The 25,758-nt window shown below is 75.3% G+C and carries 19 protein-coding genes; 6 read left to right on the top strand and 13 right to left on the bottom strand.

Annotated elements, in window-relative coordinates; genetic code table 11:
- Position 1 precedes the first annotated feature (1 nt).
- Positions 2 to 1,606, top strand: a complete 1,605-nt coding sequence (locus ANAE109_RS21330; protein WP_012098972.1) for a NuoM family protein — start codon at positions 2 to 4, stop codon at positions 1,604 to 1,606.
- A 1-nt stretch (position 1,607) separates the two neighbouring features.
- The gene (locus tag ANAE109_RS21325) at positions 1,608 to 3,077 is read left to right on the top strand and encodes an NADH-quinone oxidoreductase subunit N (protein ID WP_012098971.1); all 1,470 of its coding nucleotides are present in this window, start codon (positions 1,608 to 1,610) and stop codon (positions 3,075 to 3,077) included.
- Positions 3,078 to 3,158: 81 nt separating this feature from the next.
- Here ANAE109_RS21325 and ANAE109_RS21320 read toward each other — a convergent pair whose 3' ends face one another.
- From ANAE109_RS21320 to ANAE109_RS21280, 9 genes are all read right to left on the bottom strand, one after another.
- Positions 3,159 to 3,590, bottom strand: coding sequence for a hypothetical protein (locus tag ANAE109_RS21320; RefSeq protein WP_234945202.1), 432 nt, complete (start codon positions 3,588 to 3,590; stop codon positions 3,159 to 3,161).
- A gap of 175 nt (positions 3,591 to 3,765) precedes the next feature.
- Positions 3,766 to 5,208, bottom strand: a complete 1,443-nt coding sequence (locus ANAE109_RS21315; protein WP_012098969.1) for a sigma-54 dependent transcriptional regulator — start codon at positions 5,206 to 5,208, stop codon at positions 3,766 to 3,768.
- Entirely contained in the window at positions 5,201 to 9,760 is a 4,560-nt protein-coding gene (locus ANAE109_RS21310) for a GAF domain-containing protein (protein ID WP_012098968.1), read from the bottom strand. Before ANAE109_RS21310 ends, ANAE109_RS21315 begins: the two co-directional genes overlap by 8 nt.
- Entirely contained in the window at positions 9,757 to 11,706 is a 1,950-nt protein-coding gene (selB, locus tag ANAE109_RS21305) for a selenocysteine-specific translation elongation factor (protein WP_012098967.1), read from the bottom strand. Before selB ends, ANAE109_RS21310 begins: the two co-directional genes overlap by 4 nt.
- A gap of 34 nt (positions 11,707 to 11,740) precedes the next feature.
- Entirely contained in the window at positions 11,741 to 12,289 is a 549-nt protein-coding gene (locus ANAE109_RS21300; RefSeq protein ID WP_041449529.1) for a phosphoribosyltransferase, read from the bottom strand.
- Positions 12,290 to 12,492: 203 nt separating this feature from the next.
- On the bottom strand, positions 12,493 to 13,377 hold the full coding sequence (locus tag ANAE109_RS21295) for an Hsp33 family molecular chaperone HslO (RefSeq protein WP_012098965.1): 885 nt from the start codon (positions 13,375 to 13,377) through the stop codon (positions 12,493 to 12,495).
- Between the two features lie 54 nt (positions 13,378 to 13,431).
- Positions 13,432 to 13,992, bottom strand: a complete 561-nt coding sequence (locus ANAE109_RS24700; RefSeq protein WP_012098964.1) for a hypothetical protein — start codon at positions 13,990 to 13,992, stop codon at positions 13,432 to 13,434.
- A gap of 29 nt (positions 13,993 to 14,021) precedes the next feature.
- Positions 14,022 to 14,975: an SDR family oxidoreductase gene (locus ANAE109_RS21285; RefSeq protein ID WP_012098963.1), complete on the bottom strand. Its 954-nt coding sequence runs from the start codon at positions 14,973 to 14,975 to the stop codon at positions 14,022 to 14,024.
- Between the two features lie 8 nt (positions 14,976 to 14,983).
- Entirely contained in the window at positions 14,984 to 15,838 is an 855-nt protein-coding gene (locus ANAE109_RS21280; protein WP_012098962.1) for a lysophospholipid acyltransferase family protein, read from the bottom strand.
- 129 nt (positions 15,839 to 15,967) lie between these two features.
- Between ANAE109_RS21280 and ANAE109_RS21275 the strand changes: the two genes are divergently transcribed.
- The 3 genes from ANAE109_RS21275 to ANAE109_RS21265 all read left to right on the top strand — a co-directional run bounded on the left by ANAE109_RS21275 (position 15,968) and on the right by ANAE109_RS21265 (position 21,527).
- Positions 15,968 to 19,342, top strand: a complete 3,375-nt coding sequence (locus tag ANAE109_RS21275) for a tetratricopeptide repeat protein (protein WP_012098961.1) — start codon at positions 15,968 to 15,970, stop codon at positions 19,340 to 19,342.
- Positions 19,343 to 19,402: 60 nt separating this feature from the next.
- Positions 19,403 to 19,879: a MarR family winged helix-turn-helix transcriptional regulator gene (locus tag ANAE109_RS21270; protein ID WP_012098960.1), complete on the top strand. Its 477-nt coding sequence runs from the start codon at positions 19,403 to 19,405 to the stop codon at positions 19,877 to 19,879.
- Positions 19,880 to 20,033: 154 nt separating this feature from the next.
- Positions 20,034 to 21,527, top strand: a complete 1,494-nt coding sequence (locus ANAE109_RS21265; protein WP_012098959.1) for a TolC family protein — start codon at positions 20,034 to 20,036, stop codon at positions 21,525 to 21,527.
- A gap of 40 nt (positions 21,528 to 21,567) precedes the next feature.
- Here the strand turns inward: ANAE109_RS21265 and ANAE109_RS21260 are convergent, their stop codons facing one another.
- A complete protein-coding gene (locus ANAE109_RS21260; RefSeq protein WP_012098958.1) occupies positions 21,568 to 22,506 on the bottom strand; it encodes a GGDEF domain-containing protein in 939 nt (312 codons plus the stop codon).
- A 145-nt stretch (positions 22,507 to 22,651) separates the two neighbouring features.
- On the opposite strand from ANAE109_RS21260, the gene ANAE109_RS21255 reads away from it, so the two are divergent.
- Complete coding sequence (locus ANAE109_RS21255; protein ID WP_012098957.1) at positions 22,652 to 23,542, top strand: DUF72 domain-containing protein; 891 nt, start codon at positions 22,652 to 22,654, stop codon at positions 23,540 to 23,542.
- Positions 23,543 to 23,567: 25 nt separating this feature from the next.
- Here the strand turns inward: ANAE109_RS21255 and ANAE109_RS21250 are convergent, their stop codons facing one another.
- The 3 genes from ANAE109_RS21250 to ANAE109_RS21240 form a co-directional block, all read right to left on the bottom strand.
- Positions 23,568 to 24,320, bottom strand: coding sequence for an exodeoxyribonuclease III (locus ANAE109_RS21250; protein ID WP_234945201.1), 753 nt, complete (start codon positions 24,318 to 24,320; stop codon positions 23,568 to 23,570).
- A 266-nt stretch (positions 24,321 to 24,586) separates the two neighbouring features.
- Positions 24,587 to 24,883, bottom strand: coding sequence for a helix-turn-helix domain-containing protein (locus ANAE109_RS21245; RefSeq protein ID WP_041448598.1), 297 nt, complete (start codon positions 24,881 to 24,883; stop codon positions 24,587 to 24,589).
- A 201-nt stretch (positions 24,884 to 25,084) separates the two neighbouring features.
- Entirely contained in the window at positions 25,085 to 25,570 is a 486-nt protein-coding gene (locus tag ANAE109_RS21240; RefSeq protein ID WP_012098954.1) for a hypothetical protein, read from the bottom strand.
- Between the last annotated feature and the right edge of the window lie 188 nt (positions 25,571 to 25,758).

Below are 25,758 nucleotides of genomic sequence, written 5' to 3'. Positions count from 1 at the left end.
CGTGAACCTGCTCACCGTCGTCACCTTCCTCCCCGCGGCCGGCGCCCTCGCGCTCGTGCTCGTCCCGCGCGACGAGCCGGGCCAGCACCGGGCCATCACGCTGTCGTTCTCGCTGCTCACCTTCCTGCTGTCGCTGGGGCTGTGGTTCGGGTTCGACGCCTCGCCCGGCGCGCCGGAGTTCCAGTTCGAGCAGTTCACGCCGTGGATCCAGTCGATCGGGATCGGCTACCACGTCGGGCTCGACGGCGTGGCGCTCCTGCTCGTGATGCTCACGACCGTGCTGACCCCGATCGTGATCCTCTCGGCGTGGCGGGCGGTCGAGGAGCGCGTGAAGGAGTTCATGATCGCGCTGCTCGTGCTCGAGACGGCGATGATCGGGACCTTCGCCGCCCTCGACCTCGTGCTCTTCTACGTGTTCTGGGAGCTCATCCTCGTGCCGATGTACCTGCTCATCGGCGTGTGGGGCTCGCAGAACCGGCTGTACGCGACGGTGAAGTTCTTCGTCTACACCTTCGCCGCGAGCGTCCTCATGCTGCTCGCGATCCTGTACGTGTACTTCCACGACGGCGGGACCTTCGACTACGTCCAGGCCCGGCAGTCGCTGGCGGTGACGCCGCAGGCGGCCGGCTGGCTCTTCCTCGCCTTCGCCCTGGCGTTCGCGGTGAAGGTGCCGATGTTCCCGCTCCACACCTGGCTGCCCGACGCGCACACCGAGGCGCCCACGGCCGGGTCGGTGATCCTGGCCGGCGTGCTCCTCAAGATGGGCACCTTCGGCTTCTTCCGCTACGCGCTCCCGCTCTTCCCCGAGGCGGCGCTCCAGTACCGGACGGCCATCGCGACGCTCGCGGTGATCGGCATCATCTACGGCGCGCTCATGTCGCTCGTGCAGACGGACATGAAGCGGCTCGTCGCCTACTCCTCGGTCTCGCACCTCGGCTTCGTGATGCTCGGGCTCGTCGCCCTCTCGGCGGAGGGGCTCACCGGCTCGGTCTACCAGATGCTGAACCACGGCGTGTCGACGGGGGCGCTGTTCCTCATCGTCGGCATGCTGTACGAGCGGCGCCACACGCGCCTCATCGCAGAGTACGGCGGGCTCGCGCGGCAGGTGCCGTTGATCGCGACCGCGTTCGTGATCGTCACGCTCTCGTCGGTCGGCCTCCCGGGCACGAACGGCTTCGTGGGCGAGTTCCTCATCCTCTCGGGCAGCTGGCTCTCGCGGCTGCAGTCGGCGTCGCTCTTCGCGACGCTCGGCGCGCTCGGCGTCATCCTCGGCGCGGTCTACATGCTGATCCTGGTCGAGCGGGTGTTCTTCGGGCCGATGCGCAACCCGGCCAACCGGGGGCTCCCGGATCTCTCCGTGCGCGAGGGCTTCGTGCTCGCCCCGATGATCGCGCTCATCGTGGTGATGGGGATCCTGCCGGGGCCGTTCCTCGCGCCGGCGAAGCCGGCGGTCGATCGGCTCATCGCGCGCTTCCAGCAGGTCGAGCAGCGGCTGGGCACCGGGCCGCAGGTCGGCACCATCGCGCCGGCGGTGTCCGTCCGCGCCGGAGCCGCGGCCCCCGCCCCCACGCTCCCGATCGTCCTCCCCACCGGTGGGGCTCACTGACATGAACGGCTTCCCGACGAACGACTTCCTGGCGCTCCTGCCGATCGCGATCCTCACGGTCGGGGCGCTCGCGGTGCTCCTCAGCGAGGTGTTCCTCGTCTCGGGGCGGCGCGGGTACCAGGCCGGCATCACGGTCGTGTTCGCCGCGGCCGCCGGCGCGGCGGCGGTGCTGCGCCCCGTCTCGGGCTACGTCTTCGGCCGGCAGGCGGTGGCGGACGACTTCTCGGCCTTCGTGACCGTGGTCGTCTGCGGAGGGCTCGCCCTCTCCGCCCTGATCGGCGCGGGCTGGCTGCGCGCCCGCAACGCGGAGCGCGGCGAGTTCTACGCGCTCGCCCTGTTCGGCTCCGCCGGCATGGCGCTGCTCGGGATGGCGACCGACCTCCTCGTGGCGTTCATCGCCATCGAGGTCATGAGCCTCGCGACCTACTCGCTCGCCGCCTACCTCCGCCGCGGCAAGCGCCCGTCGGAGGCGGCGTTCAAGTACCTCGTGCTGGGCGCCATCTCCTCGGCGCTGCTGCTCTACGGCACGGCGCTGCTCTACGGGGCGAGCGGCTCGACGCTGTTCGCCGAGCTCGCGAAGGGGCGGGGCTCCTCGCTCTACCTCGCCGGGCTCGCCCTCGTCGCCTCCGGCATCGCCTTCAAGATCGCGGCGGTCCCGTTCCACGCCTGGACGCCGGACGTGTACGAGGGCGCGCCGACGCCCGTGACCGCGTTCATGGCGGCCGGCGTGAAGACCGCCGCGTTCGCCTTCCTCGTCCGCATCTTCCTCTCCGCCGAGGCGGGCACCGTCGCGCAGGCGAGCGCGTTCTCCGGCATCCTCGCCGGCCTCGCCGTGCTGACCATGATCTTCGGGAACCTGCTCGCCGTGCCGCAGCGCTCGGTGAAGCGGATGCTCGCGTACTCCTCGGTGGCGCACGCCGGGTACCTGCTCGTCGGCGTGCTGTCCGCCTCGGTGGCGGGCGCGCGCGAGAAGGCGCTCGCGGGGCTGCTCTTCTACCTCGCCGCGTACGCGGCGACGGCCATCGGCGCGTTCGCGGTGGTGGGGGCGCTCGAGCGGCGGTCGCGGCTCGACGACGAGCCGGCGGAGGCCTGGGACCTCGAGCGCTTCGCGGGCCTCGCGCGGCGGCGCCCGGCGCTCGCCTTCGCGATGGCGGTGTTCCTGCTCTCGCTGGCGGGCGTGCCGCCCACCGCCGGCTTCGTCGGGAAGCTCTACATCTTCCAGGCGGCGGTCGGCGCGGAGCTCTACGGCCTCGCGATCCTGGGCGTCGTGACGAGCGCGATGGGCGTCTACTACTACCTGCGCGTCGTGGTCTACATGTACATGCGGCCGGCGGTGGGGGAGAGCGAGACGCTCTCGTCTCCCGCGATGTCCTTCGCGCTGGCGGCCGCGGTGGCGGTGGTCGTGCTGCTCGGCATCGTCGCGGATCCGGTCGTGCGGCTCGCGCAGGCGGCCGGCGCGATCCTCCTGTAGGCCGCGCATCGACGGCGTGTTCGCGCCCGTCGCGCCGCGCACCGCGCGGTACGGCGGGCGCGCCTGCGTTCGCGTCCGGGATCAGGAAGCCGGCAGGTGCGCCAGCGCGTCGGCGGCGAAGGGCTTGGCGAGCGGCTGCGCGAGCGGGTGGCGACGGGCGGCGTGGGCGAGCAGGTCCTCGTGGGGTCCGGTCACGACCGTGCGCGCGCCGGCGGCGCCCGCCGCCTCCAGCACCTCGTCGGCGCCGAGCAGGTGCGCGTCCACGACGCAGCAGTCGAGCGGACCGTGGCCGATCCGGGCGAGCGCCTCGTCCGCGCTCGCCACCACCACCGCGGTGTGCCCGTCCAGCCTGAGCGCGATGGCGATTGCCTCGCGAAAGTTGCGGTCAGCGTCGACGATGAGGAACGAGGCCATGCGCGCCGCGAGAAAAAGAAAAGAGAAGTGCAAAGCGCAGCTGAAGTGGCGGGGGGGGACCTCCTTCAACCAGGCTGCTTTGCACTTCTCTTCCCTCACGCATAGCAACTTCAGTGCCATTTGGGGGCCGGCCCCACCACGCGAAGCGTCCTGAGCGATCTCGCCCGCTTCGCGGATCGCTCCTGCCTGCGCGGAGGCGCCGCACACACGGACGTCGAGCGCCGCATTGCACGGGTGAAAGACCCCATTGCAGCGCTGAAAAACGGGCCGGGGTTCAGGGCTGCGTCGGCGCCCCGCGCGCCTCGATGGCGAGTCGCTTCATCTTCCGCCACAGCGTCGTGGCGGAGACGCCGAGCTCGCGCGCGACGCGGCCGAGATCGCCCTCGCAGCGAGCCAGGGCCGCCTCGATCGCGCACCGCTCCGCCTCCTCCACCGCCTCGGCGAGGGTACGGGCCTCCTCCGCCGGCGCGGCGGGGAGCCCGCGCGCGTGCTCGAGCTGGACGTCGCCCTCGCGGATCTCCCGCCCGGGCGAGAGCGCCGCCGCCTGCTCGATGGCGTTCTCGAGCTCGCGGACGTTGCCGGGCCAGTCGTGCTCGACGAGGCGCGCGAGGGCCTCGGGGGCGAGGGTCTTCCCCTCGGCGGTGCGGCGGTTGTATCGCTGGAGGAAGTGCGCGGCGAGCAGGGGAACGTCCTCGCGGCGCTCCCGGAGCGGCGGGATCCGGACCGGCACCACCGCGAGGCGGTAGTAGAGATCCTCGCGGAAGCGGCGCTCGGCGATGGCGCGGCGGAGATCCTGGTTCGTCGCCGCGATCACGCGGACGTCCACCTGGACGGGCGTCGACTCGCCCACGCGGCGGATCTCTCCCTCCTGCAGGGCGCGCAGGAGCTTCGCCTGGAAGCCGGGCGCGGTCTCGCCGATCTCGTCGATGAAGAGCGTGCCGCCGTTCGCCTCCTCGAACATCCCTCGCCGGGCGCGGACGGCGCCGGTGAAGGCGCCCTTCGCGTGCCCGAAGAGCTCCGACTCGAGGAGCGTCTCGGTGATGGCGGCGCAGTTCACCGGCACGAACGGCTTGTCGCCGCGGCGGCTCGCCACGTGGATGGCCCGCGCGACGAGCTCCTTGCCCGTGCCGGACTCTCCGCTGACGAGGACGGTGGCGTCGGTGGGGGCGATGCGCACGACACGATCGAGCACGTCGCGCATGGCCGAGGAGCGGCCGACGATGTGCTCGAGGCCGTACCGCTTGCGGAACTCGCCGGCGAGGAGGCTCACCTCGCCGAGCAGGCGGCGCTTCTCGAGCGCCTTCGAGACGCGCAGGAGGAGCTCGTCCTCCTTGAAGGGCTTCGCGAGGAAGTCGTACGCGCCCTGCCGGATCGCGTCGACCGCGGACTCGATGGTCCCGTAGGCGGTCATGACGATGACCTGCGTCTCGGGAGCGAGCCGCTGCGCCGCGCGCAGCACCTCCATGCCGTCGACGCTGGGCATGCGCAGGTCCGTCAGGACGACGTCGAAGGTCTCCTGCTGGATGCGCTGGACCGCCGCCGCGCCGTCCTCCGCCTCCTCGACGGTGTGCCCCCCCTGGCGCAGCACGATCGCCGTGGTGGCGCGCATGTTCTTCTGGTCGTCGACCACCAGGATCTTGCCGGCCACGAGCGCGCCGCCGCGCGGCTCCAGGCGCGGTTCGTCCGGGGCGGGCATGCCGGGGGGGATCTCAGCCAAGGCGGGGCTCCTTTTCGGCGGACGCGGGGTCGCGCAGCGGCAGGCGGATGCGGAACAGCGTGCCGGCCCCCGGACGGCTGTGTACCACCAGCTCGCCGCCGTGTCCGTCCACGATCCGCTTCACGACGGCGAGCCCGAGCCCGGTGCCGCTGGCCTTCGTCGTGAAGAACGGCTCGAAGATGCGGTGCTTCACCTCGTCCGGGATGCCCGGGCCGGTGTCCTCGACGTCGAGCGCGGCCGTGCCGTCCTCGCGGCGGACGCGCACGGTGAGCCGGCCGCCGCGCGGCATCGCCTGGATGGCGTTCACCGCCACGTTGATCACCGCCTGCCGCACCAGCCGCGCGTCGATGGGCACGGCCGGCAGCTCCGGGTCCACGTCCCGGCTCACCTCCACCCCCTGCGGGTTCTGCGCGAGCGCGGTGTGGATGGCCTCCTCGACGACGCGCTCCAGCCGCTCGGGCCGGAGCTGCGGGTCGGAGGGGCGGGCGAAGTCGAGCAGGTCGCCGACGATCCGGTTCAGCCGGTCCGCCTCCTCGCCCACGATGTCGAGGAGCAGCTTCGCGTCGCCGGCGGGGCGGAGCAGGCGCCGCAGCGAGCCCAGCGAGTTGAAGATGACGCCGAGGGGGTTGCGCACCTCGTGGGCGACGACCGCGGAGAGCTCGCCGAGCGCCGCGAGCCGCTCCTGCTGGATGAGCTGGCGCTGCGCGCGCCCGAGCTCGGCGTAGCTCCCGCGCAGGTCCTCGTACAGGCGGGCGTTGTCGGCGGCGACGGCGAGCTGGTTCGAGATGGCCGCCGCCCGCTGGATCTCGGCGGACGTGAAGCGCCGCTCCCCGCGCGTGTCGAGGACGACGGCGACGCCGATGGCGCGCTCGCGCACGAGGAGCGGCAGGACGACCGCCGCGCGCGCCCCCGTGAGCGCCCGGGCCTCCGCCGAGATGCGAGCGTCCTCGTCGACGTTCTCGAGCGCGAGCGGCTCGCGCCGCTCGAGGACCCGCGCCACGAGCGCCGTCGCGCCCGCCGAGAGGCGCTTCCCGAGCAGGGGGCGGATGGGGCCGGCCACGGCGCGGACGTCGAGGTCTGCCCCCTCGCTCGTGCCCAGCGCCAGGAACGCCGCGGGACACTCGACGATGCGCGCGAGGTTCTTCACGCCCTCGCCGAGCACCTGCTCGATGTCGAGGGTCGCGAGCGAGCGTCCCACGTCGTGCAGGAGGGCGAGCTCCTCGGCGCGGCGGCGCGTCTCCGAGTAGAGGCGGGCGTTGTCCACCGCGACGGCGAGCTGGCTCGCGATGGCCATGGCGCGCGAGAGCTCTCCGGGGGTGAAGGTGCGCTCCGCGTCCGCCCCGGCCACGAGCGCCACCCCGACCGGCTGGTCGCGGACGTGGAGCGGCACGGCGAGGACGGGCGGCCCGTCCGCCGCGCCCGCGTCCGCGGGCCCGGTGAGGGGCGCGCGCGCCTCGAGCGCGGCGCGCGCGAGCGACGGCTCGGCCAGCGACAGCCGCTCCGCTCCGATCAGGGCGCCCCGTGAGGCCGCGCGGCGCAGCGCCTGACCGCGCCCGTCGCCGAGGAGGATCGCGCACGCGGGGCTCTCGAGCGTGCGCATCAGCTGCTCGGCGCCCGCGCCCAGCACCTCCTCGAGCTCGAGGGAGGAGGACACCACCCGGGCGACGTCGATCACCGCCGAGAGCTCGGCGAGCCGATTCCGCGCGGCCTGGTACAGGCGCGCGTTCTCGATGGCCACCGCGAGCTGGTTCCCGACCGCGGCCACGCGCTGCACCTCGGCCTCCGTGAAGTGGCGAAGCCGGCGGGACTCGTCGAGGAGGAGGACTCCGAGCGGCTCCCCCCGCAGCAGGATCGGCGCCGCGAGCAGCGAGCGCGGCGCGAGCCGCTGCCTGAACAGCGCGTTGATCTGCGGGTCCGCGGCGACGTCGTCGACCACGATGGCGCGCCGCTCGCGGATCACGCGGAGCGAGATCCCGCCGGAGCGCATGGCGCCCCGGGAGGCGGCGACCTCCTCGGGGGTGAGGCCGGTCCCGGTCGCGAGCTGCAGCGCGTTCGCGACCGGATCGTAGAGCAGCACCGCCCCGCGCGTCGCGCCCACCAGCCGGCGCGCCGCCTCGACGCCCTCGCGCAGCACCTGCTCGAGATCCAGCGAGGCCGCCACCGTGCGGCCCATCTCGTTCAGCAGGGAGAGCTCCTCGACGCGCGCGCGCGTCTCGGCGTAGAGCTCCGCGTTCTCGAGCCCGACCGCCAGCTCGCCCGCGAGCGCGTTCGCGAGGGCGAGCTCGGGATCGCCGAAGGTCCGGCCGGCGTCGTCGGCCACGTACAGGACGCCGCGCGTCGCCGCGCGCGAGGACAGCGGCACGGCCAGCAGCGCGAGCGGCGGCATCGCGGGGGCCGCGCCGAACGTCGTCCGCGGGTCGGTCTTCGTGTCGGGGGTCCACGCCGGGGCGCGGCGCCGGAACGCCTCGGCCGCGAGGGCGTCCTCGTCGAGCGAGACGCGGAGCTGGCTGGCGTCCATCGGCGTGCCGAAGGCCGCCACGCCGCGGAGGGATCTGCCGTCGGGCTCGACCAGCAGCACCGCGGCCGCCCGCGCCGAGAGCGCCCGCGCGGTCTCGCGGCAGCCGTCCTCCAGCAGCGCGCGAACGTCCCCGGGCGCGTTCCCGAAGATGCGCAGGGCGAGCGCGTGGACCGCCTCGAGGTCGGAGAGGCGGCGCCGGACGTCGGAGAAGAGGCGGGCGTTCTCCACCGCCACCCCGAGCTGGACGCCGATGGCCGAGAGGAGGCCCACGTCGCCGGGCTCGAGGTCGCGCCCGCCCGCCGGCCGCCCCAGCACCAGCGCGCCGAGCGCGTGGGTCTTCGCGAGGAGCGGCACCGCGACGAGCGGGCCGTCGCCGCGGACGGCGCGGAACGCGTCCCACGCCGCGCCGCGCGCGGCCGCGTCGCGGCCGTCCACCGGCGCGAGCCGCGTCACCGCGAGCCCGGGCGCCCCCTCGCCCACCTGGAGCTGGGAGACGGCGCGGGCCGCGTCCGGGGCGAGGCCCACGCCCGAGACGAGCAGGAGCCTGTCGCCGTCCCGCAGGAAGGCGGCGCCGCCCGCGTCGAGGGTGTCGCACACCCGGCGGAGGGCGGCGTCGAGCAGCAGGACCGGGTCGAGCTGCGCCGAGGCGAGCGCGAGGTCGTTGAGGAGCGTCAGCTCGCCCACGCGGCGGCGGAGGTCGGCGAGCAGCCCGTGCGACTCGATGGCGCCGCCGAAGTGGGCGGCCCCGGCGGCGAGGACGTCGAGGCGCGCGCGCGCCCGCTCCGCTCCGTCCCGGTAGCCCGCGACCATGACGCCCACCACGCGGGAGCGGGCGACGAGCGGCACCCAGGCGCTCGCGGCGAACCCGGCGCTCGCCGCGAGCCTGGCGCCGGGCCCCTCGCCGCCGCCCTCCACCACGCGCGCGGCGCGATCGCGCACCACGTCGCCGATCGGCGACGCGAGGGAGAGGCGAGGCTGCCCGGGCGGCGGGGCGTCCACGCCGTCGTGGAACCGGCAGACGAGCTCGCCGGCGCGGTCGTCCAGCACGTAGACGCACAGCCCGTCGCAGCCGCTCGCGGCGCGGACCAGATCGGCGGCGCGCGCGAAGAAGCTCGGGAGGTCCGGGGCGTCTCCGGCGATCGCGCCGAGGCGGCTCAGCGCGGCGAGCTCGGCGTTCCGGCGCGACAGGTCCGCGATGATTCGCGACGCGTCGAGCGCGGCGGCCACCTGCGCCCCGAAGAGGCGCACGGCGGCGAGGTCCCCGCGGTCGAGCCAGTCGCCGACGATCACGAGGTAGTGGCGGATCGCGGCGCGCTCGTCGAGCCGCACGGCGATGGCGCGCGACAGCCCGAGCGCGACGGCGGTGGCGCGCGCCTCCTCCGCCCGGACCTCGCCCACGAACGCGGCGACGTCCGCGCCCCAGTCGTCGGAGTACGCCGCGCCCTCCTCCCAGACGGTGCGCGAGAACGGGCTCCACCGGCCCGGCCGGCCGACCAGGGGGCCCGCCCGCTCCTCGAAGGCCGTGGCCACATCCGGCGCCGGCGACGCCCACTCGATGCGAACCCCGTCCCCGTCCGGCCGCATGAGGAGCGCGGTGAGCCCGATCCCGCGCAGGCCGTCGCGGACGCGCTCGAAGACGGCCGCCTCGCTGCGCTCCCGCTGGATCGCGGCGCCCAGCGCCGCGAGCGCCTCGAGGCGCGGGCGGCGGTCGGCCCGGGCGGAGACGTCCCGCAGGCGCACCACCACGTCGGGCCCGTCCACGTCCACGCGCAGCTCGACCGCGCGCCGCTCGCCCGAGGGGAGGGCGAGGGCCACCTCGTACTCGGCGGGGGTGGGCTCGCCGCGGAGCCGCCGGGCGTACCGCTCCGCCGTGCGCGGGCGATCCTCGGGCGCGATGAGCGCGAACGGATCGGTGCCGACGAGCGCCTCCGGCGCGGACTCGGCGAGCGCCGCCACGAGCGGGCTCGCGTAGAGGATCCGGCCGTCGCGGACGACGAGGGTGCCGACGGCCTCGAGCGACGCCGCCTCCCTCATCCTCGCCCCTCGCCTCTCAGCACGCGCTTCTCGCCGACGCGCAGCGTCACCTTCTCGCGATCGAAGTACTCGGCGAGCGGGATGACGTGCTTGCGGGTGGCGCCCACGAGCTCCTTGAACTCCTGGGTGGTGATCTCGCGCCGCTCGCGCAGGAAGGCGACGAGCCGCTCCCGCAGCGCGGCCACGGCGGCGCCGTCGAACCAGAGCTCCGACGACGCGCGCACCACCCGCCCCTCGGCGAGCAGGAGCTTCAGCACCGCCTGGACGTCGGCGGGAGAGCCGCCGACGAGCGGGGGCAGCTCGGCGAGCCAGGCCGGCGTGAGGCCGCCCTTCGAGAGGGCCTGCGCGACCTTCTCCTTGAGGGCCCCGGCGTCGGCGCCGGACGCCGCCGCGTGCCCCTTGCGGCGCACGTGGTCGCCCTCGAGCACCAGCTCGCCCCTGTCGGCGAGCTGCGCGAGGAGCCGCTGGAACAGGCGCGGGTCGGTGACCGGCGGGAGGCGCCCGCGCAGCTCCTCGCGCCCGACGCCGGCCGCGAGCGGCCGCTCCGCGTGGAAGGCGTCCACCGCCGCGAGGAGCCGCTGGGCGAGCTCCTGCGCGACGGTCCCCGCCACGTAGGCGCGCCGCTCGCGGTCGAAGAGCAGCGCACCGCCCTTGGCGCCGAGCCGGTCCAGCGCCGTCTGCGCCGCCTTCGGCGAGAGCGCCGTCCGCCCGACGAGCCCCCCGAGCTCGAGCCCGGCGGGACCGGACATCTCGAGCACCGTGGCGACGCGCGCGTCGGGCTCCCCGCGCGCGAGGACCTCGAGCTGGCGCAGCCCCTCGGGGCGCCCCCGGCGGCGGCGCGGGGCGGCGACCGCGAGGACGCGGCCGCCGGCGAGCGTCTTGCCGCGGCCCTGGAGGACCGTGAAGCCGCGCAGGATGAAGCGCTGCCCCGGCAGCGCCGCGACGGGCTGGCCGAGCCGGAGCTGGGCGAACGCCGTCTCCCCGGGCCGGAGCTCGCCGCGGTCCACGAGCGCGACCGCCGCCGGGACCTGCGCGGTCCCGACGTGGAGCAGCAGCTTCGCGCGGTGCCTGAGCGGTCTCGGCGCGGCGGCGAGGAGCGTCACCTCCACGTCGAGCATCGACGACTGCGGCACCACGCCCGCGTGCACGAGGGCCTGTCCGCGCTGGATCGCGGCGGGCTCGACGCCGGGGAGGTTCACCGCGGTGCGCTGGCCGGCGAGCGCGCGCGCGGCGGGCTTGCCGTGGACCTGCACCGAGCGGACGCGCAGCGCGGGGGCGCCGGGCGCGGACGGCAGCAAGGCCGCCTCGTCCCCCTCGGCGATCTGGCCGGAGAGCAGCGTCCCAGTGACCACCGTCCCGAACCCCTTCATCGAGAAGGCGCGATCGATCGGCAGGAAGACCGGCCCGTCCGCGGGCCGCTCCTGCACCTCGGCCGCGAGCCGGCCGAGCCCAGCGCGGAGCTCGTCGAGCCCCTCGCCGGTGGCGGCGGAGACCGGGACGATCGCCGCGCCCTCGAGGAACGTGCCCCGCGTCACCTCGCGGACGTCCTGCTCGAGCAGCGGGAGCCAGTCTGTCCCCAGCTCGGGCAGGAGGTCCGACTTCGTCACCGCCACGAGCCCGCGCGGAACGCCGAGGAGCCGGCAGATGTCGAGGTGCTCGCGCGTCTGGGGCATGACGCCCTCGTCGGCGGCGATGACGAGCACGACGAGATCGATCCCGCCCGCGCCGGCGGCCATGGCGCGAACGAACCGCTCGTGACCGGGGACGTCCACCACGCCCGCCACGGTGCCGTCGGGCAGCGGGAGGTGCGCGAAGCCGAGCTCGATGGTGATCCCGCGGCGCTTCTCCTCCCGGAGCCGATCGGTGTCGATCCCGGTCAGCGCCCGGACGAGCGAGGTCTTGCCGTGATCGATGTGACCGGCAGTGCCGACGACGACGCGCTTCATGTGCACCCCGGTCGTGAGACCCGGACTCCTGGGATCAGACCCCCACCTCTCCGGGATCGACGCCGCCCGCCGGCCCTCCGTCGAGCTGGTAGTCCCAGCCGAAGAGGACGAGCTGGTCCGTCTCGATCGCGGAGAAGTCGGGCCGCGCGCCGTCCGGCCGGACGACGAGCACCGCGGTGCGCACCTCGCGTGCGCCCGCCTTGCGGGCGACGGCGCGCGCCTTGGCGAGGGTCGCGCCGCTCGAGGCGACGTCGTCGACGACGAGCACCTTCTTGCGGGAGAGGTCGGGCAGCTCCACCACCGGCTCCGGGAGCGGAGCGGCGTCGCGGCGGCGCTTCTCGATGCGGACCGGGTAGAAGTCCACGCCGAGGGCGGCGGCGAGCGCTCCCCCGACGAAGACGCCGCCCTTGGCGACGCCGACCACGACGTCCGGCCGGAAGCGGGCGGAGATCCGCTGGGCGAGGGTGCGCGCGACCTCGCCGAACGCGGCCCAGCCGATCTCGCGCACCTCCTTCTTGGGCGAGCGCCTCGCGCGCACCGGGGCGGCGAGGCGGTCCATGGCGAAGCCGTCCGCGACGCCCATGCCGAGCGGCTGCTCCGCGGGGCCGCGGGCCTGGGTCGCGCGCGCGGAGCTGCGGCGGCGGGAGGTCGCGGCCGCGCGGCCGCGAGCCTTCGCCGGGCGCCGGGCCGCGGCGGTCTTCCTCTTCTTCGAGGTCGGAATGACGATCCTCCGGGAGAGCGGGCGCTTCCGGCCCGACAGGGGAGGCGAATCTACCACAGCCACGCTCACCCGCTCGCCTCGCGCTCGGCGAGCCGGCGCGCGATCTCGCGGAGCGCCTCCTCGTCGACGACGTACCTGGACCTGCAGAACTCGCAGGTGATCACCGCCTGTCGCTCCGTCTCGAGCACCTCGAGCACGCCCTCGCGCCCCAGCGCCGAGACGGCCGTCCTCGCCCGCTCCTGGCTGCAGCCGCACCGGTAGGCGACCTCCACGTCGGCGAGCAGCTCGAACCCCGCGCCGCCCACCTCGGCGATCACCTCCTGGGCGGAGGCGCCGCGGGCGAGGGCCGCCGGCAGCGCGCCCGCGGCGAGCCGGGCGCGCGCGGCCTCGATGGCGCCGTCGTCGCCGTCGGGCAAGCGCTGGAGGAGGACGCCGGCCACCTCCCCGAGCGGCTCGCCGTCCAGCGGGACGACCGCGAGGTCGAGGGCGGTCGCGACCTGCTCGCTCGCCGCGAACCAGCGCCGGAGGTCCTCCGCGAGGTCCGCCGCGCGCAGCTCGACCGCGCTGCGGTAGTGCTGGCCGTCGCCGAGCTGGCGCAGGACGGACAGGAACCCGGCGCCCCCCAGCGCCGCGCGTGCACCGCGGGCGGGGTCGCCCGGGAAGTGCACGTCGGGGCGGCGGACGTAGCCCCGGACGTTGCCCTCGGTGTCGGCGTCCACGAACAGGCCCGCCAGCGGGCCGTCGCACTCGAGCTGCAGGTTGACGCGTCCTCGCTCCTTCTGGAGGGCGCCGAGCAGCGCGCCCGCGGCCAGCGCCTGGGCGAACAGGTGGGCGCTCGTCGGGTAGAGGCCGTGGAGGACGCGCGCCATGCGCGCGGTGTCACCCACGCGGACGAACACGGCCCGGAGCCCGCGCTCGGGGAACAGGCCGCGGCAGAGACGATCGGACATCCGGAGGATTCTGGCCGGATGTCCGGCCCGGCGCTACTGAACCCGTCGCGCGGGTCAGCGCGGGAGGATCGCGACGAGCGCGAGCCCGACCTGCGCCGCGGGCGGCTTCTCGCTGGCCGCCTCTCCGATGAGCTCGACGGCGGCCGTGCCCGCGATGGGCAGCCGCGTCTCCTGGCGCATGCACCCCACGTCGCCGCGGTACATCGGCGGCCCGCGGCGCTTCAGGTCGAACGAGCAGGTGCCGTAGCGGCCCTTGAGCTTCTTGCCGTCGACCGCCAGGCGGACGCGGGTGCCGTAGAAGAGCCCCTCGACCTCCGTGGTGCCGCCCTTCTGCTTGAACGTGAGGCTCACGTTCGGCCCGGTGAGCTTCGAGTCGTTCCCCACCAGGCTGACGTCGTTTCCGGCGATGTCCCCCGCCCAGCTGCCGTCCTCGCGGCGCGTCAGGTTCACGGCCGGTCCCACGATGCGGTACTGATCGAACGAGGCGCCGCTGCCCAGCCCGGAGGTGGCGTGGAAGCGGATCTCGCCCGTGGGCTCGAACGGCAGCTCCTCCTGGGCGGAGGCGTGCGACGAGGCGAAGGCGGCGATCAGCAGGGCGGCGGCGCGGGGACGCATGGGATCACCCATAGCAGAGCGCCCTCGCGCTACGCCACGCTGCGGATGGTCTCCCGAAGGGACAGCTGAGGGGCCCAGCCCGCCTCCCGGGCGAACCGGGATCCGTCCACGATGCAGAGGTACTGGACGTGATCGACCTCCTCCGGCGGGAAGCTCGTGAGCCGCGCCTCGAAGGCCCGGCGCAGCAGGGACCGGATGAGGAAGTGCGGCACCGGGACGGGGCGCCGCCCGAGCTCGCGCAGGATGGCCGAGAGCGGCAGCTGGCCCGGCCCGGTCACGTTGAAGATCCCGCGCAGGCCCGGCTTCAGCGCGAGCACGAGGGCGCGGCACACGTCCTCCTCGTGGATGATCTGCACCATCGGATCGAAGCCGAGGACCGTGAGCGGCCGCTCGAGGCGGAGGTAGTTCGAGGGCGCGTTCCGGACGGTGGGGCCGATGATGTTCACCGGGCGCAGCACCACCGTCTCGAGCTCGGGGTGCTTCCACATGAACGACTGCGCGTACATGTCGAGCTCGATGAGATCCCGCATCTCGCTGAACCGCTCCCCCGCCATGAGCGGCGTCTCCTCCGGGAGGAAGTTCGAGTTGTCGGGGCGCGGGCCGTAGACGTTCGCGGAGGAGAGCACGACGGCCTTCTTCACGCCGTGGCGCACGCAGAGATCGAGGATCTTGTGCGTGCCGAGGACGTTGAAGGAGTGGGCCTCGCTGCGGGGGTCCCGAGGGTCGTGCATGATGCCCATGTGGATGAGCGCCTCGGGGCGGTGGCGCCGGAAGACCTCCTCGACGCGCGCCTTGCGGAGGTCGAGCTGGTGGTGGGCGAGGTCCTTCGGCTTGCCCGCGAACGGCCGCCGGTCGAGCCCGATGACGCGCGTCTCGGTGTGGAGGAGCTTCGCGAGCGCGCGGCCGAGGTTGCCGGAGATCCCGGTCACGAGGACCTTCCGCGGCAGGTCCAGGGACGTGGAGGGATCGAGGTGGGGCGCCACGGCGGCTCCTACCAGAAGACGTGCTTGCGCTCGGCGAGGCCGCGCTCGAGCAGCGCGGCGACCGCGGCCTGGACCTCCTCCACCTTGCGCTCCAGCTCGGCGTCGTCCTCGTCGGGCGAGCCGGTGAACCGGAGCGGCTCGCCGAAGTGGAGGTGGTAACGCGCCGGGAGCGGGAAGGGGACGATCGTGGGCGTGATGGGGAAGGCGGGGAAGGCGAGCAGCCGCGCGAGCGGCTTGAGGTCGAGCAGCGCCGGGGCCTGCTCCTCGGCGCCGACCACGCCGACCGGAACGATGGGCGCTCCGGACTCGAGCGCGAGGCGCATGAAGCCCGGGCCGAACTTGCGCAGGCGGTAGCGCTCGCGGAACGGCTTGTTGAGGCCCCGCACGCCCTCCGGGAACACGAGGATCGCCTCGTCGGCGGCGAGCAGCCTGCGGCAGTTCTCGGGCGTGCCGACGATCTGCCCGCAGCGCGCCATGAACGTCGAGACGAACGGGAGGGTGGGCACCCACTTCTCGACGAGGGCGCGCACGACGCGGGGCGGGTCCTTCTCGAGGAGGAGCGCCATCTCGATCATCGCGGCGTCGAACGGCAGCTGACCCGAGTGGTTCGACACGAGGACCACGCGTCCCTCCGGCGGCACGCGCTCGATGCCGTGCAGCTGGACCCGGAAGTACTTGCGGTAGAGCCAGCTGAGCGGCGCCGCGGCCGCCACGGCGAAGTCGAGGTCGAGGCCGTAGGGGTCGACGCCGAACTCGTTGGCGGGGGCGGTGATCTTCTCGAGGCGGGCGCGCGTGCCGGGGCCGCCGAGGCGGTACGTCCACGTCTTGAGCCGCTCGCGCACGGCGTCCGACAACTCCGACATTCCCTCCGTTTATCACGGGCCTGCTTCCTTGAAGGCTCCTCGCGCCGGGTGCTACCTTCCGTGACCTGCGAGGGCTCCGTCGCCCGCACGCCGAGCACCCCCGCCAAACGCTGGGAAGGAAACGCGCCAATGAGGGTCGGCTGCCCGCACTGTCACGCCGCGTACAACATCGACGACCGCCGCATCCCGGCGACGGGCCTGAACGTGCGCTGCCCGAAGTGCCGGGAGACCTTTCCCGTGCGTCCCGCCGACCCCGCCGGGCAGGGCGCTCCCGTCCCGCTCCCAACCGGCACCGGCCAGGCGTCCGGCGCCGTTCCGCTCGCGCCCCCCTCCAGCGCGAGCGAAGGTCGCCCCGGCGCCGCGCCGGGCGTTCCGCTCCCGCCGCCCGCGGCGCCGGCCTCTGGCGGCGTCCCGCTGCCGGCCCCCCGCGCCGCTCCCGCCGTGGCCCCGGACCTCGTCACCTCGGCCGGCATCCCGCTGCCGCCGCCCATCCCCGCAGGCAACGCATCCACCGACCCGTTCGCGGCCCCGCCCGGCGCGGATCCGTTCGGGATGGACGTGCCGGACGCGACCGCCGACGCCGTCGAGGCCGCGCCCGAGGGCGAGGCCCTCGGGTTCGGCGAGGTCGACCTCGGCGGGGGCGCGCCCGCGGCGCGCGCAGCTCCCTCGCTGGACGACACGGATCCGTTCGCGCCCGCGCCGGGAGCGACGTCCTGGCCTCCTTCGAGCGCCGCGCCGGCGGCGCAGCCGTTCGCCGCGGCGAGCGGCGCCGATCCCTTCGCGAAGCCCGAGGACCCGGCGAGCGCGCCGCGGCGCGAGCCACCCGCCGCGGGCGAACCCCTCGAGACGCTCTACGGCGAGGGGGCCGAGGCTCCGCCGGCGGACGAGGTGCGCTACCAGGTGCGGCTACGGTCGGGGAAGATCGTCGGGCCGCTCGGCGTGCCGCAGGTCATGGGGCTGCGCGTGCGCGGCGAGCTCACCGGCGACGAGGAGGTCTGCCGCGAGGGCGAGGACGACTGGTCGCCCATGAGCGAGGTCGATGCGCTCGCCGGTGCCGCCGCGGCGCCGGCGAGGCAGGGCGGCCGGGTCGCGAAGCTCGGCCGCGGCGCCGGCCGGCCCCGCGCCTCCGGGGTGGCGGTGGCCGGAGCCGCGCTCGCGATCGTGCTCGCGGTGGGCGTCGGCGCCGGCTTCACGCCCCACGGCTACTTCTTCACCGCCGCGCTGCGCGGCAAGGACGGGGCGCGCACGGCGGCGCTCGTCGCCCAGGCGCGCGCGGCGCTCGCGAAGGGCGACTACCCGTCGGAGCGCACCGCGCTCGATCTCGCGGCCCGGGCGGTGGCGGCGGATCCGGACGCGCGCGACGCGGCGGCGCTGCACGCGATGGTGGTGGCGGCGCTCGAGCTGCGGCACGGCGCGCCGCCGGCGGCGCTGGAGCAGGCGCGCCGGGCCGCGGACCGGCTCGCCGGCGGCGACGCTCCCGACGCGCCGGCGCTCGCCGCGCGGCTCGCGCTGAGCGTGGCCGGGGGCGGCGGCGCCACCGCGCCGCAGGAGGCCGCGCTCGAGCGCTCGGGCGGAGCGGCGGCGAGGGACCCGGAGGTGGTCGCGCTGCTGGCGCGCGCGGCGCTGCTGAGGGGCGACGCCGCGGCCGCCGCGGCGCGCTTCGAGGCGCTCGCGGCGCTCGAGCCCCAGGGGGCGCGCGCCCTGCACGGCAAGGCGCTCGCCGCGCTCGCCCGCGGCGACGCACCGGCGGCGAAGGCCGCCTTCGAGGCCGCGCTCGCCCGGGACGGAGGTCACCTGCCGTCGCGGCTCGGGCTCGCGACCCTCTCCCAGGCCGCCGGCGACCCGGCGGGAACGGAGCGCCACCTCGCGCCGCTCCTCGCCAAGGACGCGGAGGCGAAGCTCGCGCCGGGCGAGCGGGCGCGCGCGCTCGCGCTGCGCGCGGAGCTCCTCGCGCGGAGCGCGGCGGGCGCCGCCGAGGCCGTTCGGACCTGGGAGGCGGCGACGGCGATCGATCCGCGGGCGACCGAGATCCGCGTCGCGCTCGCGCGGCACCGGCTCGCCCACGGCGACGCCGGCGGGGCGGTCGCCGCGACCGAGCCCGTCGCCGCGTCCGCCGCGAAGGACGCGGCGCTCGCGGCGGTGCGTGTGCGCGCCCTCGCGGGCGCCGGGCGGGCGCTCGACGCCCTCTCCCTGGCGGACGTGGCGCTCGCCAGCGCGCCGGCGGACGCGAACCTGTCGCTCGCGAAGGCGGCCGCGCTCGCCGGGGCGGGCCGCATCGAGGACGCGGCGGAGCTCTACCGGGCGGTGGCGGCGAGGAGCCCCGAGGCGTGGGAGCCGCGGCTCGCGCTCGGCCGGATCGCGCTCACGCGCCGGCAGCTGGACGCGGCGGCCGTGGAGCTCGAGGCGGCGGTCGAGCGCGCGCCCCGCGTCGCCGCCGTGCACGTGGGGGTGGGCGATCTCCGGCTCGCCCAGGGGAACGCCGCGGGCGCCGAGGCGGCCTTCCGCCAGGCGCTCGCGGTCGAGCCCGAGAGCGCGGCCGCCGAGACCGGCCTCGCCCGGATCGCCCTCGCCCGCGGGGACGCGGCGGCCGCGCGGGCGCGGCTCGATCGCGCCCTCGCCCTCGATCCCCGGGACGCGGAGGGGCACGTCGCCTTCGGGACCCTGCTCTGGTCGGCCGGCGATCTGGCGGGGGCGGAGAAGTCGCTGCAGACCGCGGTCGAGCTCCAGCCGCGCAACGCCACCGCGCTCATGCGGCTCGGCGCCGTGAAGCTCGAGCGTGGCGACGTGGACGGCGCCGTGCAGCGGCTCACGGCGGCGGCCGGCGAGGCGCCCCAGCTGGCGGAGGCGCAGCAGTGGCTCGGGCGCGCGCTGCTGGCCAGGGGAGAGACCCCGTCCGCGGTGGCGAAGCTCCGCCGGGCGGTCGAGCTCGACGGCTCGAACGTCGACCACCACCTGCACCTCGGCGCGGCGCTCGAGCGGGCGAACGCGCTCGACGAGGCGCTCGCGGCCTACCGCGCCGCCGCCAAGGCCGACCCGCGCCGCGCCGACGCGCACGAGCGGCTCGCGCTCCTCTTCGCCGCGAACGGCCGCTGCGACGCGGCGATCCCCGCGTACGAGAAGGCGGTCGCCGCCGCCCCGCGGCTGGCGCGGCTGCAGATCGCGCTCGGCGACTGCCAGCTCCGCGTGGGGAAGGCGGAGGACGCGGCGAAGGTGTTCCGCGCCGTGCTGCGCGCCGACGCGAAGGCCGTGCCGGTGCTCTACCGCCTGGGGCGCGCGCTGCACGAGTCGGAGGGCGAGCGCGCGGCGCTGCCGTGGTACGAGCGCGCCGCCCGCGAGGACAAGGGCAACCCGATGCCGCACTACTACCTCGGCTACCTCTACAAGGAGCGGGGCGAGCGCCGCCGCGCGGTCGAGGCGTTCAAGGCCTTCCTCGCCCTGAGGCCCGACGCGGACGAGCGGAAGGACATCGAGGGGGAGATCGAGGATCTGGGCGGGGCGCTGTAGGTGAGACGCGCTCCCGGGACGCTTGACCGGCGCGACCTTCTGCCCTAGAGACAGTCCGGAATGCGGAATACCTCCGACGCCGGGCTGCGCCGCGAGGCGCGGGCGCTGCGCGGGCGCGTCATCGCGCTGGCGCGCCACCGCTCGCTGCGCGACCCGGTGGCGGCGAGCTGCGCCGACCTCGAGCTCACCCCGCCGCAGATCCACGCGCTGCTCTGGCTCGGTCACGACGGGCCGCTGACGATGGGCGAGCTCGCCCGGCGCGTGGCGGTGACCGAGAAGACCGTCACCGGGATCGTCGACAGGCTCGAGCGCGACGGGCACCTGAAGCGGGAGCGCGACGCGGAGGATCGGCGGCTCGTGCGCGCGCGGCTCACCTCGGGCGGCGAGCAGCTCTTCCGGCGCATCGACGCCGACATCGAGGACAGGATCACCGCGCTCCTCGGCGCCCTCGACCTCGACGATCGCAGGGCGCTGACGCGCATCCTCGACAAGCTCGTCGCCCGCCTCGCCGCGCCGGAGGAGGGCGGCCGGAGGTGACGGGCGTCGCGCGAAGCTCCGCGCCGCACGCCGCGGCGCGGCCCGCTCGTCATCGCGCGCGACCCGCCGGCTCGCCCGTCCCCTTGCAGGGAGCGGCGGAAGCGGGCGGATACGCGGTAGCAACACGCAGCCACGCCACCCGGCTGGAGGAGCCATGAACGCAGTGACCGCAGTGACCATGCTCGTGCTCGCGGCGGCGCAGGCGCAGGAGCCTGCCCCGAGCGCCGCGCCCGCGCCGCAGCCCGAGCAGGCGGCCCCGCCGGCGGCGCAGGAGGGCGGACCCCAGCGGCCCAGCCTCGACGCGCAGCCCGCGCCGCAGCCCGCGCCCGCCGGAGAGATCATCACGCTCCAGCAGGCGCTCGGGATCGCCGCCTCGCGCAACCTCGACCTGAAGGCGCTCGACGCGCGGCTCCGCCAGGCGGACGAGGCGTCGGCGCAGGCGTGGGCCGGGTTCCTGCCGCAGCTCACGGCGAGCGGCCGGTACACGCGGAACGAGCGCGAGAGCTCGATCCCGGAGGGCGCCTTCGATCCGGGAGTCCCCGGCGTGCGGCCGCCCAGCCCGAAGATCACCATCGTCCCCAAGGACCAGCTCACCGGCCAGCTGGAGGCGACCCAGGTCCTGTTCTCGCCCGCCCTGTGGTTCGGCATCCGCGCCGCGCACAAGGGCGAGGCCGTGGCGAGGCACAGCATCGAGAACGCCCGCCGCGATCTGCTCTTCGGCGTGGCGCAGGCGTACTACGGCGTGGCGGCGCTGAAGCAGTCGGTGGAGGTCACCGAGCGGCTCCTCGAGATCGCGCGCCGGCAGGAGAGCGACGCCCGCGTGCGCTACCAGGCGGGCACCATCGCCAAGGTCGGCTACCTGCGCGCGGAGATCGACCGCGCGCGCGCCGAGCAGGATCTCCGCCGCTCGCGCAACTCCTACGAGTCCGCCCGCATCGCGCTCGCCACGCTCCTCGATCGTCCGGTCGACTTCGAGGTGACGGACCCGCCCGAGCCGGACCTGCCGCCGGACCTCGCGCAGCTCGAGGAGGCCGCCCTGCGCCACCGGAACGACGTCCAGGCGGCGCGCCGCAACGTCGAGCTGCAGCGCGCGAGCCGCAACGCCAGCTGGGGGCGCTACTTCCCGGACGTCGCCGCGTTCGGGCTGTATCAGGGTCAAAACGCCGCCGGGTTCAGCGGCCAGGAGACGGCGTGGGCCGCCGGCGTCGGGCTCTCCTGGACCCTCCTCGACGGCGGGCTGCGCGAGTCCCAGCTCCGCGAGGGCAACGCCAAGGTCGCCGAGGCGGAGGCCAGCGCGGCGAGCACGGAGGCGCTCGCGCGAAGGGAGGTGCGCCAGGCGATCCTCGACCTCGAGAGCGCGCGCGCCAACGCCGCGAAGGCCAGGGAGCAGCGCGACCTGGCCGCCGAGAACCAGCGCCTCGTCGACGTCTCCTACCGCGCGGGGGCCGCCACCGCGGTGGAGCAGGCGGACGCCACCGCCGAGCTCCGCAACTCCGAGATCGCCGTCACGACCGAGTCGCTGTCCGCGCAGCTCGCGGCGGTGAGGCTCCTCCAGGTGGCGGGCGAGTTCGATCCGTTCCGCCGGCTGGAGGCGGTGCGGCAGCCGGCGCAGTCGCCGGAGGCAGCCGTGCCCGCGCCGCAGCGCTGAACCGGGCCGGGCGCAGGGGGCGCGCCGCGCGAGCGGCGCGTCACCGTCCTTCTGCGGCGGGGCCGGCGGCGACCGCGACCACGCGGTTCCGCCCGGCCTGCTTCGCGAGGTAGAGCGCGCGGTCGGCCGTCTCGAGGAGCTCCCGATCGCTCCGGCCGGGGACGTACTCGGCGAGGCCGATGGAGACGGTCACGCCGATCGACACGGTGAGCCCGAGGTCGTGCCCGTGCCAGGCGCACCGGCTCCGCTCGACGGCGCGGCGGATGCGCTCCGCGAGCGCGCGCGCCCCCTGGAGCCCGGTCTCGCGGGCGATGACGATGAACTCCTCGCCGCCGTAGCGCGCGAGCACGTCCTCCTTGCGGATCGCGCCCCGGAGCACGAACGCCACCATCTTGAGCGCCTCGTCGCCGGCCAGGTGGCCGTGGCGATCGTTCACCGCCTTGAAGAAGTCCACGTCGACGAGCAGCAGCGAGAGCTCGCGCCCGTGGCGCTGGGCCGCGGCGAGCTCGGAGGCGAGCCGCTCCTCGAGGTGCCGGCGGTTGAACAGGCCGGTGAGCGGGTCCTGGAGCGCGCCCTCGGCGATCTTCATCTGCCAGCGCGCCTCGAGCTCGTCCGCCCACACGAACTTCATGGTGGTGGCGCCGCCGATCTGGATGCGCGCGCCGTCGGAGAGCCGCTCCTCGGCGATGCGGCGGCCGTCCACCCAGGTGCCGTTCGCGCTGTCGAGGTCGCGCAGCAGCACGACGCCCGAGCCCTCGATCCGGATGGCGGCGTGGCGGCGCGAGACCGCCTCGTCCACGATGCGCAGATCCGCGTCCTCGCGCCGGCCGACGACGATGTCCCGCCCCGGGGAGAGCGGGAAGACGTCGCCGAACTGCGGCCCGGAGAGCACGAGCAGGAAGCCGTGCCGCTCCGCCGCCGCCGCGATGCTCGGCAGCGCGGTGTAGGTGCGCTCCTTCTCGTCGGGCCTCGCCGCCATGGTCCGCCCCCCGGGCCGGATTCTACTCCGAGGCGACCCCACGGCGGCGCGCCTCGGCGTCCCGCGCGCACCCGACGTGCGCGGAGACGGCCCGCCGCCCCGATTGACTTTCGCCGCGCGGAGGGATCGGCGCTAGACGCAGGGGGTGATCCGCTTCGGGCCGGCGGGGTGGGAGTACGACGACTGGGCCGGGATCGTCTACCCGAAGCCGGAGCCGCGCGGGTTCGACCGGCTCCGGTTCCTGGCCGGCTACTTCGGGACCGTGGAGGTCAACGCCTCCTTCTACCGCCCGTTCCCCGCCGCGGTGGCGGCGCGCTGGCTCGAGCGCGTCTCCGACGTGCCGCAGTTCCGCTTCGGCGCCAAGGTCTGGCGCCGGTTCACGCACGAGCGCGAGGCGTACGGGGCGGAGGAGGTCGAGCAGGGGCGGGCCGCGCTCGACGCCCTGCACGGCGCGGGGAAGCTGGGCGCGGCGCTGCTCCAGTTCCCCTGGTCGTTCAAGCGCACCGGCCCCAACGAGGAGTGGCTGCGGGGACTCTTCCGGGCGTTCGCCGGCCTGCCGCTCGTGCTCGAGGTGCGCCACGATTCGTGGGGGGCGCGGGAGGTCCTCGAGGAGCTCACCGAGGCGCGGGTCGGCTTCGTCAACGTCGACCAGCCGCTCTTCCACCACTCGCTCCGCCCCGGCGCGAAGGTCACCTCACCCGTCGCGTACGTGCGGGTCCACGGGCGCAACTGGAAGGACTGGTTCCGCAAGACCGCCGGACGCGACGCGCGCTACGACTACCTGTACACGGCGGCCGAGCTCGCGCCGTGGGCGGAGCGGATCCGCGCGCTCGACGCGGCCCCCGCCCACCCGGACGTCTACGTGGTCACGAACAACCACTTCGAGGGCAAGGCCCCGGCGAACGCCCTGATGCTCGAGTCGCTCGTGGCCGGCCGGCCGGTGGACGCGCCGCCGGAGCTCGTCCGGCGCTACGCCGCCGCGCTGGAGCCGTACGCCGCGTCCGCGGAGCCAACGGCAGGACGTGACGGCCTCTGAGGCGAGCCGGAGCGGGGGCCAGGGTTCACGGCAGCTCGGCCACCAGCGGCGCGTGATCGCTCGTCCCGAAGTCGGCCAGGACCGCGCAGCGCGTCGCGCGCCGCGCGAGGGCGGCGCTCACGAGCACGTAGTCGATGCGCCAGCCGATGTTTCGCTGGCGCAGGTTGCGCCAGGGCGCCCAGTAGGTGAACAGCCCTTCGTTGGTGGGATCCATGGCGCGGCCGAGGTCGACGAGCCCGTGCGACAGGATTCGCTCGAAGACAGCGCGCTCGTCCGGTCTCTGGCCGATGGCGCCAGCCTTCCGCTCCTTGGGGTGAACGTCCTGATCGGTGCGCGCGACGTTCAGGTCACCCGCCACGACGAGCGGACGGCCGGCCGCGCAGGCGGCCTCGACCCAGCGATCGAGCGCCTCGAGGAAGCGGAGCTTCGCCGGATAGTCCTTGCCGCCGTTCGGGACGTAGACCGAGGCGACGGTGACGCCCGCCACCTCCGCGACCGCGATGCGGGTCTCGAGATCGAAGTCGGGGTGGGTGAAGGCGGGACGCTCGGCCGCGAGCTCGCGGCGCACGTGCAGGCCCACTCCTGAGTACGCGGTGGCGCCGTGCCACAGGCACCAGTACCCCTCGAGCTCGCACAGCGAGGGGGGGACCCGCGCCGGAGGGGCCTTGATCTCCTGAAGGCACACGACGTCGGGGTGCTCGCGCGCGATCCACTCCGCGACCTGCGCCTCCCGCGCCCGGATGCCGTTCACGTTCCACGTACCGATCTTCAAGGTCACCCCCCGGGCCCTTCAAAAGAACGGGCCGGTCCACCGGCCGCACGTCCTTGCCGGGCCGCTCGCCGGCCGCTCGCGCTCCGTCGCGGCGGCGGCTCTCGGGGACGGCGCAAAAAAAGGGCCATGGCGAGGCGCCACGCGCGCCGCCACGGCCCTCCCCCCCGGCGAGTGGATCGGTATCAGGGGACCGCTCCAGGTCCCGGAGCGGTCCGGGGGCCCAGGGTGATCCGCCTCGGCGTTCACGGAGCGAGGCGGTCCACGCGGGCGCTCTACCGGCGGCGGGCGCCGTGTGAGCTGGACCGTCGCCCGGTCGCCATCAGCCACTCTCCGCCCGACACGCTGAAGTACAGCCGCTGCCCGCGCCGCTCCTCGAGCACGGGAACCCCCGCCGCCGAGAGGGCGTCGAGATCGCGCTGCGCCGTGTTCTTCGAGATGCCGAGGCGGTCGGCGATGGTGGCGAGCGGCAGGGGCTCCGTCGCGGTGGCGAGGAGCTTCCAGAGCGTGAGTCGCCGGGCGAAGGTGGTGGACATGGCGTGAAAGAAGAGCCACGGGACGGACACGCCCACGGCGCGGAGATCGGAGCCCGTACTCACCGTCTATTCGCGCCGGGCCCCGCGAGCACGCAGGAATTGGGGCGGACGTGGCGGCGACGCGCCGCCGAGGGGCTCCGCCAGGGTGCGCGGAGCGTGAACTCGCCCGGAGCAGCTTGGCGCGGGTGGCGCGCTCGCGGCCGGGCGTTGAGATCCGCAACACCTCTCCGGCGCGAGCTAACCCTGGCGACGCGCGGCGCTCGTGAACTGGCGCACCGCCATCACCGCGATGCCGGCCAGCGCGGCGCGCGCCACCGGGCTGGACAGCTTCCCTGCGGCGGCCGCCGTCGCCTCGGTCCCCGCCAGCAGCTGGCGGATCATCCCGCGGCGCTCGCCGTGCATGCGCGACAGGAGCGCGGCGAGCGCCGCCGGCTCGTCGAGGCCGTCGTCGTGGACCCCGGGGTAGTTGACGTCCGCCCGCCTGGCGTTGCGCTGTAGCTCTTCCACGAGCTGCCGCCGCTCCGCTGGGGAGAGACGCTCCACGCTCGCCAGGGCGGCCTCGTGGAGCTCCGCCGGGCCGAGCTCGGCCGAGACGCGGTCGTAGTTTGCCATCGTCTCGTCGTCCCGCAGCGCATCCCAGGGAGCGCCCTGCTCCCAGCGGCGGGTGAAGTCCTCGAAGCTCTCCCTTCCGAGCCCGTCGAGCAGCGCGTCCAGCATTCCCATCTCCGTCTCCTCCGGTTCGTCCCCGGTGGAAATCTCGCGAGGGTAGTGCCCGACGACAACACCTCTCTCGCCCGCAGGGGACGCGCTCCCGGCGACCGCGTCCCCGCGTCCTCGCCGGCGTGGCCGGGCGGACACGGGAGTCGTGGAGTGCACACGGACGTGCATTTCCCGGAGGGGCACGGCCGTTG

Origin of the sequence: Anaeromyxobacter sp. Fw109-5 (assembly GCF_000017505.1) — a bacterium.
GTDB lineage: Bacteria > Myxococcota > Myxococcia > Myxococcales > Anaeromyxobacteraceae > Anaeromyxobacter.
The sequence above is the reverse complement of the archived record's forward strand: the minus strand, read 5'-3'. Positions and strand labels throughout refer to the sequence as shown.

Bases quoted from the DNA above. Each gene is read 5' to 3' on its own strand.
- ANAE109_RS21325 (WP_012098971.1), top strand. From the start codon at position 1,608: ATGAACGGCTTCCCGACGAACGACTTCCTGGCGCTCCTGCCGATCGCG.
- ANAE109_RS21310 (WP_012098968.1), bottom strand. From the start codon at position 9,760: ATGAGGGAGGCGGCGTCGCTCGAGGCCGTCGGCACCCTCGTCGTCCGC.
- selB (WP_012098967.1), bottom strand. From the start codon at position 11,706: ATGAAGCGCGTCGTCGTCGGCACTGCCGGTCACATCGATCACGGCAAG.
- ANAE109_RS21300 (WP_041449529.1), bottom strand. From the start codon at position 12,289: ATGGGCGTCGCGGACGGCTTCGCCATGGACCGCCTCGCCGCCCCGGTG.
- ANAE109_RS21295 (WP_012098965.1), bottom strand. From the start codon at position 13,377: ATGTCCGATCGTCTCTGCCGCGGCCTGTTCCCCGAGCGCGGGCTCCGG.
- ANAE109_RS24700 (WP_012098964.1), bottom strand. From the start codon at position 13,992: ATGCGTCCCCGCGCCGCCGCCCTGCTGATCGCCGCCTTCGCCTCGTCG.
- ANAE109_RS21280 (WP_012098962.1), bottom strand. From the start codon at position 15,838: ATGTCGGAGTTGTCGGACGCCGTGCGCGAGCGGCTCAAGACGTGGACG.
- ANAE109_RS21275 (WP_012098961.1), top strand. From the start codon at position 15,968: ATGAGGGTCGGCTGCCCGCACTGTCACGCCGCGTACAACATCGACGAC.
- ANAE109_RS21270 (WP_012098960.1), top strand. From the start codon at position 19,403: ATGCGGAATACCTCCGACGCCGGGCTGCGCCGCGAGGCGCGGGCGCTG.
- ANAE109_RS21265 (WP_012098959.1), top strand. From the start codon at position 20,034: ATGAACGCAGTGACCGCAGTGACCATGCTCGTGCTCGCGGCGGCGCAG.
- ANAE109_RS21260 (WP_012098958.1), bottom strand. From the start codon at position 22,506: ATGGCGGCGAGGCCCGACGAGAAGGAGCGCACCTACACCGCGCTGCCG.
- ANAE109_RS21240 (WP_012098954.1), bottom strand. From the start codon at position 25,570: ATGGGAATGCTGGACGCGCTGCTCGACGGGCTCGGAAGGGAGAGCTTC.